The sequence below is a fragment of the Canibacter oris genome (assembly GCF_014197205.1).
GTDB classification, from domain to species: domain Bacteria; phylum Actinomycetota; class Actinomycetes; order Actinomycetales; family Microbacteriaceae; genus Canibacter; species Canibacter oris.
On the sequence record NZ_JACIFD010000007.1, the window covers coordinates 97357 to 111289 of the forward strand.

The 13933-nt window shown below is 52.9% G+C and carries 19 protein-coding genes and 1 pseudogene; 12 read left to right on the forward strand and 8 right to left on the reverse strand.

The genetic code is table 11. The features are described 5' to 3' along the window. Positions 1-155: 155 nt before the first annotated feature. From F5897_RS04450 to F5897_RS04460, 3 genes are all read right to left on the reverse strand, one after another. Positions 156-806: a dihydrofolate reductase gene (locus F5897_RS04450; protein WP_183304620.1), complete on the reverse strand. Its 651-nt coding sequence runs from the start codon at positions 804-806 to the stop codon at positions 156-158. A 1-nt stretch (position 807) separates the two neighbouring features. Continuing rightward, positions 808-1614 carry a thymidylate synthase gene (locus tag F5897_RS04455; protein ID WP_124824180.1) on the reverse strand — a complete coding sequence of 269 codons (807 nt, stop codon included), beginning with the start codon at positions 1612-1614 and terminating at the stop codon, positions 808-810. Positions 1615-1702: 88 nt separating this feature from the next. Beyond that, the gene (locus F5897_RS04460) at positions 1703-3265 is read right to left on the reverse strand and encodes an APC family permease (protein ID WP_233574305.1); all 1563 of its coding nucleotides are present in this window, start codon (positions 3263-3265) and stop codon (positions 1703-1705) included. Positions 3266-3305: 40 nt separating this feature from the next. Between F5897_RS04460 and F5897_RS08010 the strand changes: the two genes are divergently transcribed. Then, a complete protein-coding gene (locus F5897_RS08010; RefSeq protein ID WP_425485652.1) occupies positions 3306-3425 on the forward strand; it encodes a 4Fe-4S binding protein in 120 nt (39 codons plus the stop codon). 161 nt (positions 3426-3586) lie between these two features. On the opposite strand, the gene F5897_RS04465 is transcribed toward F5897_RS08010, so the two are convergent. Beyond that, a complete protein-coding gene (locus tag F5897_RS04465; protein WP_183304621.1) occupies positions 3587-4873 on the reverse strand; it encodes a tyrosine-type recombinase/integrase in 1287 nt (428 codons plus the stop codon). 3 nt (positions 4874-4876) lie between these two features. Continuing rightward, a complete protein-coding gene (locus F5897_RS04470; RefSeq protein WP_183304622.1) occupies positions 4877-5290 on the reverse strand; it encodes an ImmA/IrrE family metallo-endopeptidase in 414 nt (137 codons plus the stop codon). Positions 5291-5512: 222 nt separating this feature from the next. On the opposite strand from F5897_RS04470, the gene F5897_RS04475 reads away from it, so the two are divergent. Further along, positions 5513-6118 carry a DUF488 domain-containing protein gene (locus F5897_RS04475; RefSeq protein WP_183304623.1) on the forward strand — a complete coding sequence of 202 codons (606 nt, stop codon included), beginning with the start codon at positions 5513-5515 and terminating at the stop codon, positions 6116-6118. On the opposite strand, the gene F5897_RS04480 is transcribed toward F5897_RS04475, so the two are convergent. From F5897_RS04480 to F5897_RS04490, 3 genes are read right to left on the reverse strand one after another with little or no spacing between them, the layout of a single operon-like run. Next, positions 6110-6949 carry a hypothetical protein gene (locus F5897_RS04480; RefSeq protein ID WP_183304624.1) on the reverse strand — a complete coding sequence of 280 codons (840 nt, stop codon included), beginning with the start codon at positions 6947-6949 and terminating at the stop codon, positions 6110-6112. The genes F5897_RS04475 and F5897_RS04480 overlap by 9 nt on opposite strands. A 2-nt stretch (positions 6950-6951) precedes the next feature. Beyond that, positions 6952-8316 carry an SNIPE associated domain-containing protein gene (locus tag F5897_RS07880; RefSeq protein WP_425485650.1) on the reverse strand — a complete coding sequence of 455 codons (1365 nt, stop codon included), beginning with the start codon at positions 8314-8316 and terminating at the stop codon, positions 6952-6954. A gap of 45 nt (positions 8317-8361) precedes the next feature. Beyond that, positions 8362-8823, reverse strand: coding sequence for a helix-turn-helix domain-containing protein (locus F5897_RS04490; protein ID WP_183304625.1), 462 nt, complete (start codon positions 8821-8823; stop codon positions 8362-8364). 105 nt (positions 8824-8928) lie between these two features. Between F5897_RS04490 and F5897_RS04495 the strand changes: the two genes are divergently transcribed. From F5897_RS04495 to F5897_RS04540, 10 genes and pseudogenes are all read left to right on the forward strand, one after another. Next, on the forward strand, positions 8929-9198 hold the full coding sequence (locus tag F5897_RS04495; protein ID WP_183304626.1) for a helix-turn-helix domain-containing protein: 270 nt from the start codon (positions 8929-8931) through the stop codon (positions 9196-9198). After that, on the forward strand, positions 9162-9419 hold the full coding sequence (locus tag F5897_RS04500; protein ID WP_183304627.1) for a helix-turn-helix transcriptional regulator: 258 nt from the start codon (positions 9162-9164) through the stop codon (positions 9417-9419). The genes F5897_RS04495 and F5897_RS04500 overlap by 37 nt, the downstream gene beginning before the upstream one ends. A 427-nt stretch (positions 9420-9846) precedes the next feature. Beyond that, entirely contained in the window at positions 9847-10152 is a 306-nt protein-coding gene (locus F5897_RS04505; protein WP_183304628.1) for a hypothetical protein, read from the forward strand. Further along, a complete protein-coding gene (locus tag F5897_RS04510; protein ID WP_183304629.1) occupies positions 10145-10420 on the forward strand; it encodes a hypothetical protein in 276 nt (91 codons plus the stop codon). Before F5897_RS04505 ends, F5897_RS04510 begins: the two co-directional genes overlap by 8 nt. Next, the gene (locus tag F5897_RS04515; RefSeq protein ID WP_183304630.1) at positions 10420-10875 is read left to right on the forward strand and encodes a hypothetical protein; all 456 of its coding nucleotides are present in this window, start codon (positions 10420-10422) and stop codon (positions 10873-10875) included. Before F5897_RS04510 ends, F5897_RS04515 begins: the two co-directional genes overlap by 1 nt. Positions 10876-11098: 223 nt before the next feature. Then, a complete protein-coding gene (locus F5897_RS04520) occupies positions 11099-11467 on the forward strand; it encodes a hypothetical protein (protein WP_183304631.1) in 369 nt (122 codons plus the stop codon). A gap of 185 nt (positions 11468-11652) precedes the next feature. After that, positions 11653-11889: a hypothetical protein gene (locus tag F5897_RS04525; RefSeq protein WP_183304632.1), complete on the forward strand. Its 237-nt coding sequence runs from the start codon at positions 11653-11655 to the stop codon at positions 11887-11889. Beyond that, entirely contained in the window at positions 11886-12443 is a 558-nt protein-coding gene (locus tag F5897_RS04530) for a hypothetical protein (RefSeq protein WP_183304633.1), read from the forward strand. The genes F5897_RS04525 and F5897_RS04530 overlap by 4 nt, the downstream gene beginning before the upstream one ends. Before the next feature lie 2 nt (positions 12444-12445). Continuing rightward, a complete protein-coding gene (locus tag F5897_RS04535; RefSeq protein WP_183304634.1) occupies positions 12446-12754 on the forward strand; it encodes a hypothetical protein in 309 nt (102 codons plus the stop codon). After that, positions 12741-13933 (forward strand): annotated as a pseudogene (locus tag F5897_RS04540) (hypothetical protein); the annotation flags it as partial. The gene F5897_RS04535 and the pseudogene F5897_RS04540, both read left to right, overlap by 14 nt.

A 13933-nucleotide genomic window follows, 5' to 3' on the forward strand; every position in this document is an offset into this window, starting at 1 on the left:
CAGCAGCCTGCGACGTAACGGTTAAACCATTTTGAATCTAATTCTACCGCTTCAAGCTGGTGATTAAATGTTTTTAGTGATGAAACCCTGCGAGTGCGGTGATACTCCCAGCACTACCTGCGATTTGCATCGCAAGCAGTGAGTTGCACCGCATCTCATTTGCCCTGCCGCGGTTGCCACACCGTGAATTTGTATTCTGGCCCTGTCTCACGCACACAGTCCGCGCTCGCTGCCACCAGTTGCCACCTGGCTGGGTCAAGCTCAGGAGCAAAAGTGTCAGCATCAGAAACCGTCAGCTTCAGTTGCGTCACCACTGCGACCGCAGCATCAGCCAGCGCCGCACGGTAGAGCTGTCCACCGCCTATTACCCACGCGGCAGAAGCAGCAGCTGCAAAACTAAACGCCTGCGGCAAATCAGCGGCAAGCACCGCGCCACGATAATTAGCGGTGGTTTCTGGGCATCCCGTCGGGCCACCGCGCAGCTGCGCTGCGGTTGCGGTGACCACAATGTTATGACGTCCAGGCAAGGGGCGAAAAGCCTTCGGCAGCGACTCCCAGGTGCGACGCCCCATAATCACTGCGGCTCCGGCAGTCACTTTTTTAAACCACTGCAAATCTGCCGGGAGGTGCCACGGCATGGTGCCATCGCGGCCAATAGCACCACCGCCTGGCAACGTATCCCACCCTGTTGTTTCCCCGCTCGCCTGCGCCCAAATTACACCATAAGCTGGTGCTGCCGACTGGGATGCAGCCGCCACTAAGGCAGACGCCTTCGCGGCAAGCTGATCCACCTCGCAAGCGCGCATATTACACCGCCACCGGCGCCTTGATTCCGGGATGATGCTGGTACCCGATCAGCTCAAAGTCTTCGTATTCGTAATCGAAAATCGAGTCGCGTGGCTGTAACCGCAGTTGCGGGTATGCAAATGGCTCCCGCGCCAACTGAGTTTTGACCTGCTCAACATGATTATCGTAGATGTGGCAGTCTCCGCCTGTCCACACAAACTCTCCTGGCTGTAATCCCGCTTGCTGTGCCAACATTAAGGTTAAAAGTGCGTAGCTGGCGATGTTAAAGGGGACACCGAGGAACATGTCTGCTGAACGTTGATACAGCTGACATGACAGCTTGCCGTCGGAGACATAGAACTGGAAGAAGGCGTGGCAGGGTGCGAGTGCCATGTCAGGCAACGCCGCGACATTCCAGGCAGACACAATGTGGCGGCGACTGTCAGGATCGTTGCGCAGATTCTTTACTAGCTCACTAATTTGATCAATTGTGGATCCGTCAGGCGTCGGCCAGTTACGCCACTGCACCCCGTAAACCGGTCCTAAATCACCGTTGACATCTGCCCACTCATCCCAAATCGTGACGCCATTATCAGTGAGAAACTTAGTGTTGCTCTCGCCGCGCAGGAACCACAACAGCTCAATCGCCACCGACTTAAAATGCACCCGCTTAGTGGTAATCAACGGGAAAAATTCCGCTAAATCGAAACGAAGTTGGCGTCCAAAAACACTCCTGGTGCCGGTACCAGTGCGGTCGCCTTTTGGAGTGCCGTTTTCTAGCACGTCACGCAGTAAGTCTTCGTATGGGGTTGGGATACTCGCCGTCATTCCTGCTCCAATAGATTTAGAAAATGAGCTACCCCGAAAATTGTAGGGGTAGCTCATTTCATTGCTGATAAATATTCTACGCTAAATCTTAGCCCTCGAACACTGTTACAGTCTGAGTGTCGTCCCCCTTGCGCAGTGTTTCACCGCGGAAGAACGCCGGGTTGATGCGGCTGTAAACAATCATCGCAACAACACCAATAAGCATCACGGTCATGCCTAGAATGAACACCAGACCCACGCCGCCAATCTCACTGCCCGAGCCGAAGCTTGGGTCGAAGGAGTCAAACATGGTTTGGAAGAACACCACGAGCAACACTACGCCGCCAAGACCCGGCAAGATAACCTTGCTGAAGGCTGCTCCAGCACCCTGTTTGAAAGCGGTTGTACGGAAGTACCAGGCACTAGATAGCGCAGTAATCCCGTAGTAGAAGCACACCATGATACCCAGTGAGGTGATGGTGTCCCACAGCACATCTTCGCTGATGAAGCGCATCACAGCATAGAACACGCTCGCCACGATTGAGCTCGCCAGTAGCGCCACGTGAGGAGATTTGAAACGTGGGTGAATCGCTTTCAGGCCGGCTGGCACGGCACCGTAGTGCGCCATCGCCAAGAGGGTCCGGGCTGGCGAAATCGCGGTTGAGTTGATGGATGCCATCGCGCTTACCAAGATAGCAATGAACAGCACGATTGCGAATGGCCCCATTACCGGGTGCGCCAACGCCGCAAATACGTTTTCTTGAATGTCAGGATTTGACAGACCGGTAGGACCGTCACCCAGACCAGCGAAAGCTACGGTTGCGGTTGCGGTTGCAACGTAAAGCATCACAATGATGACCACAAGAATCAGAGAAGCCTTTGATGCAGTTGACATCCGCCCCTTTGATTCTTTGGTCTCCTCACCCATGGTGAGCACGGTGTCCCAGCCCCAATAAACGAAGATGGTAACCGCGATACCCGCCGCGAAAGCGCTGAAGCTGTCAATCTCAAGCGGATTAAACCAGCTGAGCTCTGGGCGCAGCGCTTCAGTATTGGCAGGATTAGCAGCGCCCACAAACATCGCGATAATGAACCACACGAGAGCCGCAAACTGGAAGATTACGGTGGCGTACTGGAAAATTTTGGTTGAAGTCATACCGCGGTAAGAAATCACGGTTGCCACAAACATGAATCCGAGACACACCGCAATGTTGATCCACACATTCTCAGCCAGCGCAGCGTGCTCTGGGTTACCTGTGACCTCAGCAATTACCTGGAAGAGGAACTCCACTGCGATACCCGCGAGGTTTGAGAGCACCAGCACGGTTGCAGCGATCAAGCCCCAGCCCGCCATCCAGCCAACCCACGGCCCGAAAGCCCGAGTGCCCCAGGTAAAGCTGGTGCCAGAATCAGGCATTGCGTCGTTCAGGGCGCGGTAGCCGAGGGCAACCAGTAGCATCGGGATGAAACCGATAAGGAAGATTGCCGGGGTCTGGTGCCCGACCTCGCTAGCTGCCGGACCAACCGCTGCAGTCAGGGTGTAAGCCGGGGCGCACACCGAAAAACCAACAACAATCGCACCAAAAATACCGATTGTGCCTTGACCGAGCCCTTTGCGGCTCATCCCTGTAACAGAATCCAACATGCGTGTTGGTGGGTTGCTCTGTGACATTTCACTCCGTATCTAGAACAGCGTTATTGCTGCAGATTGCATCGCTTCAGCGACATTACCTAAGGCTGCCTTTTGCAGCCACATCTGCCCATTCTACGCTACTTCTAGGTGTTCAGGACCGCTACGACACAAATATTTAGCGGCGGCTATAACCAGATAGACATTATATATCCTATACATGCTGAGCAAATAAAATTTTTATTCCTTATAAACGGCGGAAACCCGCGTAAATCCAATGATACTACCTGTTTCTAAATCGCTGAGCGGAGTGCGCCAGTAAACATTTAGTAAACATTGCCACGCTGATAGGTGTCTCGCCACTCATTTATTTGTATCACTATTTTCTGCACGGAGCGTTTCTACCCGATCCATCACTTCGTCTAGCTTGTCAGGAAATAAATGGCTGTAAGTGTTTAATGTCTGCGAAGCGTTTGCATGTCCGAGCATCCGCTGTACGATAAGCACGTCTGCACCGGCCTTAATCGCTAGCGAAGCTGCAGTGTGTCTTAAATCATGAACCGTTATATGGTCAAGGCCTAAAGGTTTTCTTGCAGCTCGCCAAATTTGAAGCGAAAAAGATTGACCGTCTATTGCTTCACCGTGTCGATTTTGAAACACAAAATCTGTCAACGCCTTACCTGCTGTCAACGCTTCTAGCTCTGCTGTCAGAAAGCCCGGCACCGGTATCTCGCGTGCTCGCCCCGTTTTCGGAGTGCCTAGCCGTTTCTGCCCGTCTTTGTCTAAGGTCCAAGTTCGCCGCACCGTGGCCCGCCGCGCAGACAGGTCTAAATCTCGCACCTGCAACGCCGTCGCTTCACCAATTCGCAATCCACAATAACCTAAGAACTGAACTAGCACTCGATACTGTGGAGCTTCTGCTCGCTCTGCGCAAAACCCTGCAACCTGCTCTAATTGTTCAACAGTCAGCACAGGCAGCTCCGCAATCTCACTCTTCTGCTCCCGCGGCAGTCTCACCCCCGCCAAAGGCGAGACCTGTAAATACTTATGCGAAACCGCATAATTCACCACTCCCGCAAATACTACCGAAACCAGATAATGCACAGTCCTTACGCTTAACGGCCGCGATGCTCGCCGCACCGTAAACACATGCGGAGCCCGCCCCTCGGACAGCTCCTGCACCCACTCCTCGACCTGCGCTCGCGTAATCGACCCAATCGGCCGCTGCCCCCACTTCGGCAAAACATACCGCTCAAGCTCCGTCCTGTACGAAAACAAAGACGATTCTTTAACATCAGTCTTAGTCCGCAACCACGCCGCCGCGACCTCACCAAACAATGTTTGCGCTCGCTGCGGATCCACGTAACGGCTTGAACGAATATCATCTTCAAGCTCAGCGGCAAACTCTTCCGCCGCCGCCTTAGTGTCAAACGCTTTTGTCCGCTGCCGTACCTCCCCCGCAGTATCGGGTGCGTACCAGCCTACCCGCCACCGCTTACCTTTACCAAAGCGGCTTGTCCTAAAATGCTCCGGCAACTTGTTAATATGTCTAAGCTGCGCCGCTGTCGGCTGCAACCGCGTACTAGTACCGTCCGGCAACGTCGCCACCGCGTCTTTAACCCACAAATCGTCCACCCAGGCCTTAGCCATGATTCACACACCCCAATCAAAAACAGTGCGGCGCTCGCCGTACGCGCTAGCACCCTCACGATGCAGTTTTTCTCGCCACAACTCAACACATCGGACAGTTACATCTAGTTCTTCTGCTATCTGGAACTTGTCGAAGCCTAGCTGTTCTAGCTCAGCGTATGCTGCGCCGTCGCCAAACAACAGCGACAGCGCGTGCTGCCACGCGCGGTGCTCGTTTCGGGGGTTGCTGCAGCCGTGTCCATAGCGTGCGTGCCCGAGCTCGTGTGCCAGAGTTTCCCGCTGCCGCGCTAAATCCATACCGGCAGCGATAACAATCTGCTGCCGTGCAGGCAGGAAACACCCCTGCAGGCCGCCGCCTAGCTCAGTGAAGGTCACCCGCAGCTCAAGTTCACGAGCTGTCAACAATAGTTTCTGCATACGCCTTCCCCTTTGACCAGACATAACTACACAAAAATAGAACAGATTTACGTAATAACCGATTCTAAACAGAAATGCATTTCAACGCAATCGAATACCTGCCATTGCAATCTTCTACAGTGCCGATTTTGCCCCAACTTCCGTTTTTCTGACCACAAAAGAGGGCGCAAAACCAGACCAAAACACAAAAATGTAACACTTATTATCTGTTACAGTTTAGATATGGTTTATGAACAAACCCCGACTGGTGTATTAAAAGAGCGGCGGCTGGCGATTCATAGAGAAATCCGTCACCGCGAAAACCAGATGCATGAATGTCTGCGCTGCGGTGAAGAGTTCAAAGGCCGCCGGCATGCTCGTTTTTGCAGTTCTCGCTGCCGCACTGCAGCTAGCCGCACACGTCAGAAACACACAATTGCGTCTATCGGATATGAGGGTAAAACCCCTACAGAGGTCATTAGTGAGCTGAAACGCCAAAACGTTAATACTCTTATCGACGTGCGCCTGAACGCTTTATCGCGTAAAAAAGGTTTCAGCAAAACGGCCCTAACCATAGCCTTGCAAGCAGAAGGTATAGAATACCTGCACTTTCGAGCGCTCGGGAATCAAAAAACCAACCGTGCTGGATACGCTGAGCTCAAGACCCCGGTGGCGCTTGCTGCTAGAGATAGGTTCCGCCAGTATCTTGATAGTGAGCCTGCGCAGGAGCAGCTGCAAACTTTGCGGGTTTTGCGTGCGGACAAAACACGCCGCATTGCACTGTTCTGCTTTGAACATGACACTTGCCATTGTCACCGAGAACAGATTATTGAAGCTCTTCTACAGTAGTTCGTCAAACAGCCTGTTCTGGTCTGGAAGATACTGCTGAATGTCTTTCTTTGGAGGATAAAAAACTCCAAGCACGCAGAAACTTCTTCTCATCGCAGGGTTATGGATGTTTCCCACAAATAAGCGTGTCTCGCGAGTTGAGTTATGCATTTGATCTAAAAACTTTTCGCGAATATTTTGCTTCAGCTGTTCGTCTGAAAGGTGCTTGCTTCTTCGTTGAAGTTCGGACAATTCCCAATCTAAAATTTGCATTTTGTGGCCACGGCATTCCTTTTCAACGCATTTAAACGTATAGAAAACTTTAAATCTTGGGGCTTCTAGAATCCTTGCCATAGTGGGGCGGTCAATTACCATACCTGGCAAGGTGACCCTGTCGGTGTTGAGTTCCATCTTTTTGAGCTCTTTCTGTGTCCACCCCTCGTTGACCGCGAAACGCATACCAACCTCGCGAGGTTTAACCCACCCCAAAGATTGCGCATTAGCATCTCGCGTCGCTCCAGCAATCAGCCCACATACACTATCCTCTTGCAAATTTTGTAACAGCTGCCACCTTGACTTCCACTTTTTCAGGTGCTCAATCTTTATCATTTTTTGCAAATCAGGGGTTCGCGTCTCTGGCCTTAAATCATTACTAGGCTCCCCCAGTTCCACCTCTACAATGTCATATTTACTAAATTGTAAAGCTTTAGGTAAATAATTAAAAGGAACAGGGTATAAGCGAATCCACTCTGGCGATGCTGTATCCAACCTGACACCTGCAACACAAACAGTATCACCGTAGGAACCACTTGGCTGCGGTGAAGTTTTAACTGTAATCAAAATTCTGGCCATAATTACACGCCTGCGAAGTCACTGTCGTCGGCCGTGTGCTGTTCTCGCAGGTATTCGCTATCGATGTATTCTTTGGCTTCTACATCTACCGCGAACTCCACGATTTCCACATTGATATCTTTAAGCGCTTGCAGAACCTCTTCCGGAGTTACCCGGAAGAACTCTCTCCTGATATTTATCAGGTTGATACGCTGTCGTTCAAAGTGCTTGTGTAATTTAGCTTCAATTTCTACAGCATCGTCCGCGAAGAACAATGCATGAACGTTGAAATTGAAAGGCACAGAGGCGTCTCCGAGTTCCCGCACACGATCCATAGGGTCTAAGCGCCTTGTTAGACCAATTTTTACGACACCTTTTCCGAACGAACCCTCGTTTGATATCACATACACGTAGCCTGCTCGAATGTTTGCTGAACGATAGTTGACGTCTTCTAGAGCTTTTTGAACGTCAGCTAGCTTTGCTTCCATCCGAGCCGCGCCCTCACTGTCGCCTTTGGCTTGCAGCGCCGCTAAAGTCGTCTGATAGTGCGCTTGCTCTTTCTTAAGCTTTTCTTGCGCTCGACGCAGCTCAGCTTCTACCTTGGCCTGCTCTCGCAACTCAGCGCGCCGTTCACGCTCTAACGCTTTCTCTTCCGCAAGCGCAACATTATGCTGATGTGCTAAAACTATTTCTCTGACTCGTAACCGATGATATTCTTCAGTGATTTCTAAATCAATCATAGATCCAGCCTGCGCAACTTGTTCCTTAAACCGATTAACGCGGCCAATCACAGTATTCAAATTCCGGTGCGTAACCGATTTAACAGCGTTTTCAACCTCATTGTTATAGGCACGAAGCATAACCTTAGACAACTGACTAATAAACTTCTTGCCTTGCGCAGCAGAACCATTAAAAGTGAAACTCGAAGCCGCCCGTATAGCTTTCTTGCTGCGAATCATCTCTTTATAGTCAGACCGCAAAACTTCTAATTCTGCTGCTAAAGAAGCGGAATCCTGAGCAGGATGCGCAAAATCGTTCACGCCAACCTCGGCGAAAAACAGCACCCCGCGCTCAAAGTCAACGGCTTTCTTAATCGCATCAAGCTCGGCAGTTTTATCAGCCACCTCTTTCTGCAACTCCTCAAGCCGCACCGCAGAGTTCCCAAGCTCAGCAGCATTTCCCTTCGCCAACAAATCCTGCATCTGCGCAACAGATAGCTCCAGTTCACGCACACGATTTTTCAACCCGGACGGAACCCACCAGCCCAAAGGAGCAGAAACCGGGACCTCCCTCTGCTCGCCAGTCCACCGCTGACCGTCCCAATACTCCAACATCGGCTTACCCGAGTAAACAGGTGCAGGATACCAACCTGCAGCAGCATTAGACACAACAACCTCCTATATGAAGAAACCGCTCCGGCAAAAGGCCGGAAACTAATCAAAAAAATCTTCACTCTCCGCTAATCGCGGATCACTCTCCAACGCAGCCAAGCCGACACCCGACCGACGCGCTTCCTCAACCAACGCCAGAACATCATCAACATCATCGCTATTGTCAGCGATACGACCGTCACCCTCACCGAACACCACAGCGCCACTGTCACCAGCGCCAGAATCAGGAACACCCGCGGCGCTCGCGACTGCACCCTCTGATACTCGCCCTTCTGCAAGCGTCATGAATTCTAGAAAAGTCATGCCTAGAGCATCAGCTATTTTCCTTACCTCAGAGAGCTGAAACGACCTCTCAAGACGCAGTGAGCGCGACAACCTAGATACAGGAATGTCCGAAATCTTCTCAAATTGCCTTAGCGACAAATCTTTTTCTTCAAGCTTTTCTTTGATTAAGTCTGCGACTGCAGCGTCGAGGTCAGTCGCGGCTAACGGTTTGATACCCATAAATCAAAGTGTAGCAAAAATGCGACACGCCGAAAAAGACAAAGTGTTGCAATTTAGCGACAGCAACGATACCTTAAAAGTGTCGCTAAATTGAGACAGGCAAAAATGACTTTCCAAAAAGAAATCAGAGAACAAATGCAAGCGAAAAAAATCAGCACCGCAGCACTCGCCGCAGAGCTGAAAATCAGCCGCAGCAGTCTCTCACGAAAACTCAATAACCGCAGCGAATTCACAGTAGCAGAAGCCAAAGCATTAGCCAAAGCGCTGAGAATACCTTTCCTGAAACTCATGGAAAGCGCAGAAGCGGCGCTCGCGGATTCACACGAAAGGTCAGAACAATGGCAGAACAAGACCTCCTTTTCCCACAAGAAGTAGCAGACTGGCTCCGCGTTGACATTTCAACGCTCTACCGGTGGCGGCGCACCTGGCCGTCCGGCGTGTGCAAAGGCCCGGTATTTATCGAGCTAGAACCAGGCGAGGTGCGATACTACCGCTCGGATGTGGAAACCTACCTCGAAACTCGCAAATCAACCAATATCACCACCGCTAGCCGTAAGCCCTCCGCAGTCGCTTTGACCGCGGTACGAGCAGCCTAGGTTTTACCCCCCCCCCCTATATCCCCCACTTATCTCGCCGAAAGAAAACTACGATGCAGAAACTTGACAACCGCCGCGCAGCGTATGCTATGCTGCCTGTAGGTGCTGAAAACACCATTACGAGACGGCTTTCCGCTCCCGACAGAGCGGCTTGTCATTTCTGCAACAAAGCAAGTGACAATGCGGCTTTTAATGCCGGGAGTGCCTTTGAATACAAGACCGCGCAAGCGGAAATAAGGGCGGGCCGATTCTCGTACGGTTTTTTCAACTCCCGGCTTTTTTCGTATCCGCGGAAACGGATCCGCGAAAAGTCACACTTTAATCACCGGCTCGGAAAAGCCGATTACGAGAGAGGGCGTAAGCCTATGTTTTCGCACCCCAAAACCAGCGTACCCGCTGCCACTACTGCACCTATGGGAGGTGCACGGTGAGCGAACCACAAGCGGAAAAACTAGACACTCTAGAAGCCGCACGAAACCAACTTGGCTTTGCGTACAAAACATTCCACAGCCATCTTGACATCTGTGAAACGTTTATTGGCAAAGCCTTAGCTGATACTCCGCCCGAAAACTACGAAGCTCTGATTCTTGCGATGAATAAATTAGCTGCGGAATTGGTATCAGCAGTGGCTGAGTTCTACCGCACTACAGCAGCGGCAAACTTAACGGCAACCCATGCTCGGATGATGCGCCTAATGCAAAAAACAAAGCGACAGGAGTCGAACAATGACTGACTACAACAACCTCTACTATCAGCGGGCTACAGCTGGCCCCGCGGTGCTAATTGAGGAAGCGCGCACTCGGATTGGAGTTCGTATGCAAAACCACATGGCTTTTAAAGCAACCCAGCTTCATACGCTAGATCCTGAACGGCTAGCGCGTATCGCGTCAGATGTTTACGACCTTGCGCAAGAGATTTCTTCTCATGCTCTCGCACTGAAAACCGCTGCCGAAGCAGAAATGCAGCGCGCCGAAACCCCAACTCAGGAGGAAAACGACTAATGACTATCGACCTTACAGACCAGCGAATCTTAGCTTTCGACATTAGCAACCGTAAAGCGGAAGCAGCGCACACTGATAGCGACCAGTTGCAGCTTTTAGACGTCACTGTGCAAGGCTACGTAGACCTGCTACAAAAGCACGCTTTGACTGTGGAAGAGAAAAAACTAGTACAAGAGTTTATTGATTTTCTCGTGCTCGCAGGTAGCCGTGCCGAAGCCACATACCGCCGGCGCCGGCGTGAATCAATCCACCTTGCGGCTGCTTATTACGGTGTGGCGCTAGAAAAAACCAAGCATGACTATCGCGAGGAACTTAGCCGCCGGCTCAAGCTGGAGATGAAAATCGCGGAGAGTTGTGAAGATCTAGACCGTTTTGACGAAGATATTCGTGTGGCAGGCATCGACTTCACCTGCCTCGCTGATCCACAGCGGGCATCCGGTGCAGAGCAAGTTTAAACATATTAGGAGCAACTGTGAAACATTGTGACCGTGCCTCAGCCCGTTATCGCCGGCTGCTCATAGCACAGCATATAGTTATCTGGTTTTTGCTGGCTAGCAACATCGCCACTTGGGTTTTATTTGCCGCCGCGGTCAACAGTTTCTCTGTTCCTTACACCTCGGGTTTTGATTCTCCTGTCGTCGCAACTGTTGCGCCTATCGAAGGGAGCGAATAGTGAATATGAAAGCTAATACTGTTTCTGAAGTTTCTTCACCAGCTGCTGCGGGTTTCTCCACCGCAGCCACGACTGGTGGAGGAAACGGCCGGGGCGTTTTGCCTGCTACCCGGCCACTGGTGGAGCCGGGCAGGAATACTGCCGCCCTACCCGGCACCACCCACATCTCTACCGTGGCTAAAACAGCTGTCAGCAAATCTGGCTTCTGGTTTCTCGCCGCTATGTTGTTTCTGCTGTTTGACGCTTTCGATAGCGTGCTGCGGCCGAACGGCGCGACTGTTGTCACGGTCTTGTTCATGATTGTCGGGTTTGGGTTGCTGCCTCGGGAGACCGGGCGGCGGCCAGCCCCGGAGCGCGCCGGTGAATCCGGGTGACAGCCGAACGGTGGAGCCGGTGCCGCGCGCGGTGTTGGACCCACAGCGGCCGCACCGGTGCGGCAGGTGCGCTAACCCGTTCACGGCTAACGGTGGCAACAATCAGTGTGTGAACGCGCCCGCCGCGATCGAGCGGCGAATCATTATTGCAGGTTTTAAAGAAAGTCCCTATCAGGAGTTGGACAATGGAAAAGCTTAACGAATTTCTTCAAGAATACGATAACGAAGCGCTATCTGCTGAACTGCAGGAGCTGCAGGAACGCTATACGGATCTACGCCGCATTGAGCGTGACACGGTGAAGTATTCTGCTTCTAAGCGTATGCTGTCGCAGATTCGCGCAGAGCTAGACACCGTTGCTGCTAGCTTGCAGCGTATCGAGCGCGAGCTGGCGTTGCGTGAACGGCAGGCGGTGCTGGTATGAGCACTTTCACTTCGCCTGTGTTTGATGTTTTCGCTGCGCCCGTGGATCCGCAGCCGCAGCCGCTGCAGCCGGCACCAGTAGGAGCTGAGCTGCTGCCATACGCGTATGATGACGTGCATCATGTTTTGCCTGTGTTTTTCGGCGCCGCCGCGCGCCGTGTACGTGTGGGCTACAGCCGCACCGTTGTCTCCTACAGCGTCGAAGACCTCACCGCCGCGCTGAGCTTACCTGCTGCGGCTCTCGAAGATTATCCTGCCGACTATTACAGGCACCGCGCTGATGGCACGATAGAGACCTTTTGGAGTTACGCGACTGCGGCTGGCGTTATTGGCGTTTACGCCGGCGCGGATGTGAAAAGCGCAGCTGAAGCGTTTCTGCATGTGTGCCGCACTACTGCTGATAATTGGGCGCGGTTCATGCTTAGTTCAAAAATACCTGCGCTGATTCGCGCGTCAGTGGGTCTTACTGAGCTGCAGCGCGAGCTCGAACAACATGAGAACGCGTTACGTAGCCGTTTTGTCCGGTCCGATAACCACGTACTGTTAGGTCTTTAGCCATGCAGGTTATGCAGGTCGACATGAGCAATCCTGAGCAGCGGCGCGCGGTTCGAGATTTAGAGCTGCTAGCGGCGGCTGTCGAAGCATACGACGCTGCGGCGGTGCAGCGCGTTGTGGACGCTTGTGACATTGCTGCGGTCGCGGTGATCGCTGCAAATGAGATAAACCGTTATCGCGGCTTGCAGTCGTTCCTTGACACGCCCGTGCAGCAGGTAAACGGCTGCCGGTGCGCATTTTTACGGTGTGCTTGGCAAGCTGCAGCAAAAGCAGACGAGTCAAAGCTAGGAGGTAGCCGTGCAAAACAGTGAGATTCCTCTCATGGGCTGGGAATCCGCCCACCTTTACAAGAACATGAACAACGAGCCGCCGCTGCTGTTTGACTATCCAGGTCTACCGGAATGGAAGATAGGCACGTATGACGCCTGGGAGATTGAGATTTGTCAGAAAGAGCTAACTGCCCGCTGGCTTTTTGCACGTGACCATGGTGTGGAAACCAAGCGGGGTGTGTGGCCACGCCCCGTACCAGAACACGCGCGCCAGGCTTACTATGACTTGGTGGAAATGCCGGCGTGGAAGGTTTGTGCACCTATTTTGGCGGCGCGTAAGCCGGAGCCGGCGCGGCGGCGTCACCCGATTCTTGATTCGCCATTCGCCAGTGCAGATTATAAGGCGGGGCTTAAGGCGCAGCTGCTTGCCGCGGGCGAGATTGACGACGACGGCTACTACATCGAGCCGACAGAGACCGGACCAGTCGTGCCGGCAGAATGGGGTGCACCAGCTGCACCAGTAGTGCCGGCTGTCTCGCCATGGCAGCAGCCTGCGCAACCGTCGGAGCAGATGCGGTCGCGCCTGGTGGTAGATCCACAGCCGCCCGCCGCCACTCCACCCGCTATGGCTGCAACGGTGCCGTTGCAAAACCTGGCACCAGTGGCGCCGGTGGCCACGCCTGCGCGTGAAAAAGTAGGCGGCACCATGCCAGCGGTCGCAATGACCTACATGGTGTATTTCGAGGAGCACGGCATTATTAAGGTTGGCCGCGCCTACAAAAATTCACGGTGGCGGTCGTTGGTGGCGCGCGGCGCGGAACTGATTTTCTTGGACCGCAACACTATTGCGAAACAGGAACAGGCAGCGCTTGCCCTGTTGCGGCAAGTGTTTCCGCCCGCGTTCAATAGTGAGAATGACGAGCTGGCGCAGCAGCTGTTACCGCTTGGCCGCGGCTTCACTGAGTGCTTCAAGGTTTCCTCGGTGGAGGAGTTTAATTTAGCTTTTAATCTTTACATGCAAGGAGTTGACAGCCATGCAGCAGAGGCGGCAGAGGTCGCTGCCGAGTATCGACTTCACAGAAAAGCGGCTCGCAGCGCTGCCGCCAGCGGTGAGGTTCACAGCGGCAGGAATGAGGATGCATGTCGACGACGAGGGTCGGTGCAAACTCGACCTGCGGCTGATACTGTCGACGATCTACAGGCACGATCCGCAGATGAACG

Bases quoted from the DNA above. Each gene is read 5' to 3' on its own strand.
- F5897_RS04460 (WP_233574305.1), bottom strand. From the start codon at position 3,265: ATGTCACAGAGCAACCCACCAACACGCATGTTGGATTCTGTTACAGGG.
- F5897_RS04495 (WP_183304626.1), top strand. From the start codon at position 8,929: ATGACTTTCCAAAAAGAAATCAGAGAACAAATGCAAGCGAAAAAAATC.
- F5897_RS04525 (WP_183304632.1), top strand. From the start codon at position 11,653: ATGGAAAAGCTTAACGAATTTCTTCAAGAATACGATAACGAAGCGCTA.
- F5897_RS04520 (WP_183304631.1), top strand. From the start codon at position 11,099: ATGAAAGCTAATACTGTTTCTGAAGTTTCTTCACCAGCTGCTGCGGGT.
- F5897_RS04510 (WP_183304629.1), top strand. From the start codon at position 10,145: ATGACTGACTACAACAACCTCTACTATCAGCGGGCTACAGCTGGCCCC.
- F5897_RS04530 (WP_183304633.1), top strand. From the start codon at position 11,886: ATGAGCACTTTCACTTCGCCTGTGTTTGATGTTTTCGCTGCGCCCGTG.
- F5897_RS04515 (WP_183304630.1), top strand. From the start codon at position 10,420: ATGACTATCGACCTTACAGACCAGCGAATCTTAGCTTTCGACATTAGC.
- F5897_RS04535 (WP_183304634.1), top strand. From the start codon at position 12,446: ATGCAGGTTATGCAGGTCGACATGAGCAATCCTGAGCAGCGGCGCGCG.
- F5897_RS04470 (WP_183304622.1), bottom strand. From the start codon at position 5,290: ATGCAGAAACTATTGTTGACAGCTCGTGAACTTGAGCTGCGGGTGACC.
- F5897_RS04480 (WP_183304624.1), bottom strand. From the start codon at position 6,949: ATGGCCAGAATTTTGATTACAGTTAAAACTTCACCGCAGCCAAGTGGT.
- F5897_RS04475 (WP_183304623.1), top strand. From the start codon at position 5,513: ATGGTTTATGAACAAACCCCGACTGGTGTATTAAAAGAGCGGCGGCTG.
- F5897_RS04455 (WP_124824180.1), bottom strand. From the start codon at position 1,614: ATGACGGCGAGTATCCCAACCCCATACGAAGACTTACTGCGTGACGTG.
- F5897_RS04450 (WP_183304620.1), bottom strand. From the start codon at position 806: ATGCGCGCTTGCGAGGTGGATCAGCTTGCCGCGAAGGCGTCTGCCTTA.
- F5897_RS04465 (WP_183304621.1), bottom strand. From the start codon at position 4,873: ATGGCTAAGGCCTGGGTGGACGATTTGTGGGTTAAAGACGCGGTGGCG.
- F5897_RS04500 (WP_183304627.1), top strand. From the start codon at position 9,162: ATGGCAGAACAAGACCTCCTTTTCCCACAAGAAGTAGCAGACTGGCTC.
- F5897_RS04490 (WP_183304625.1), bottom strand. From the start codon at position 8,823: ATGGGTATCAAACCGTTAGCCGCGACTGACCTCGACGCTGCAGTCGCA.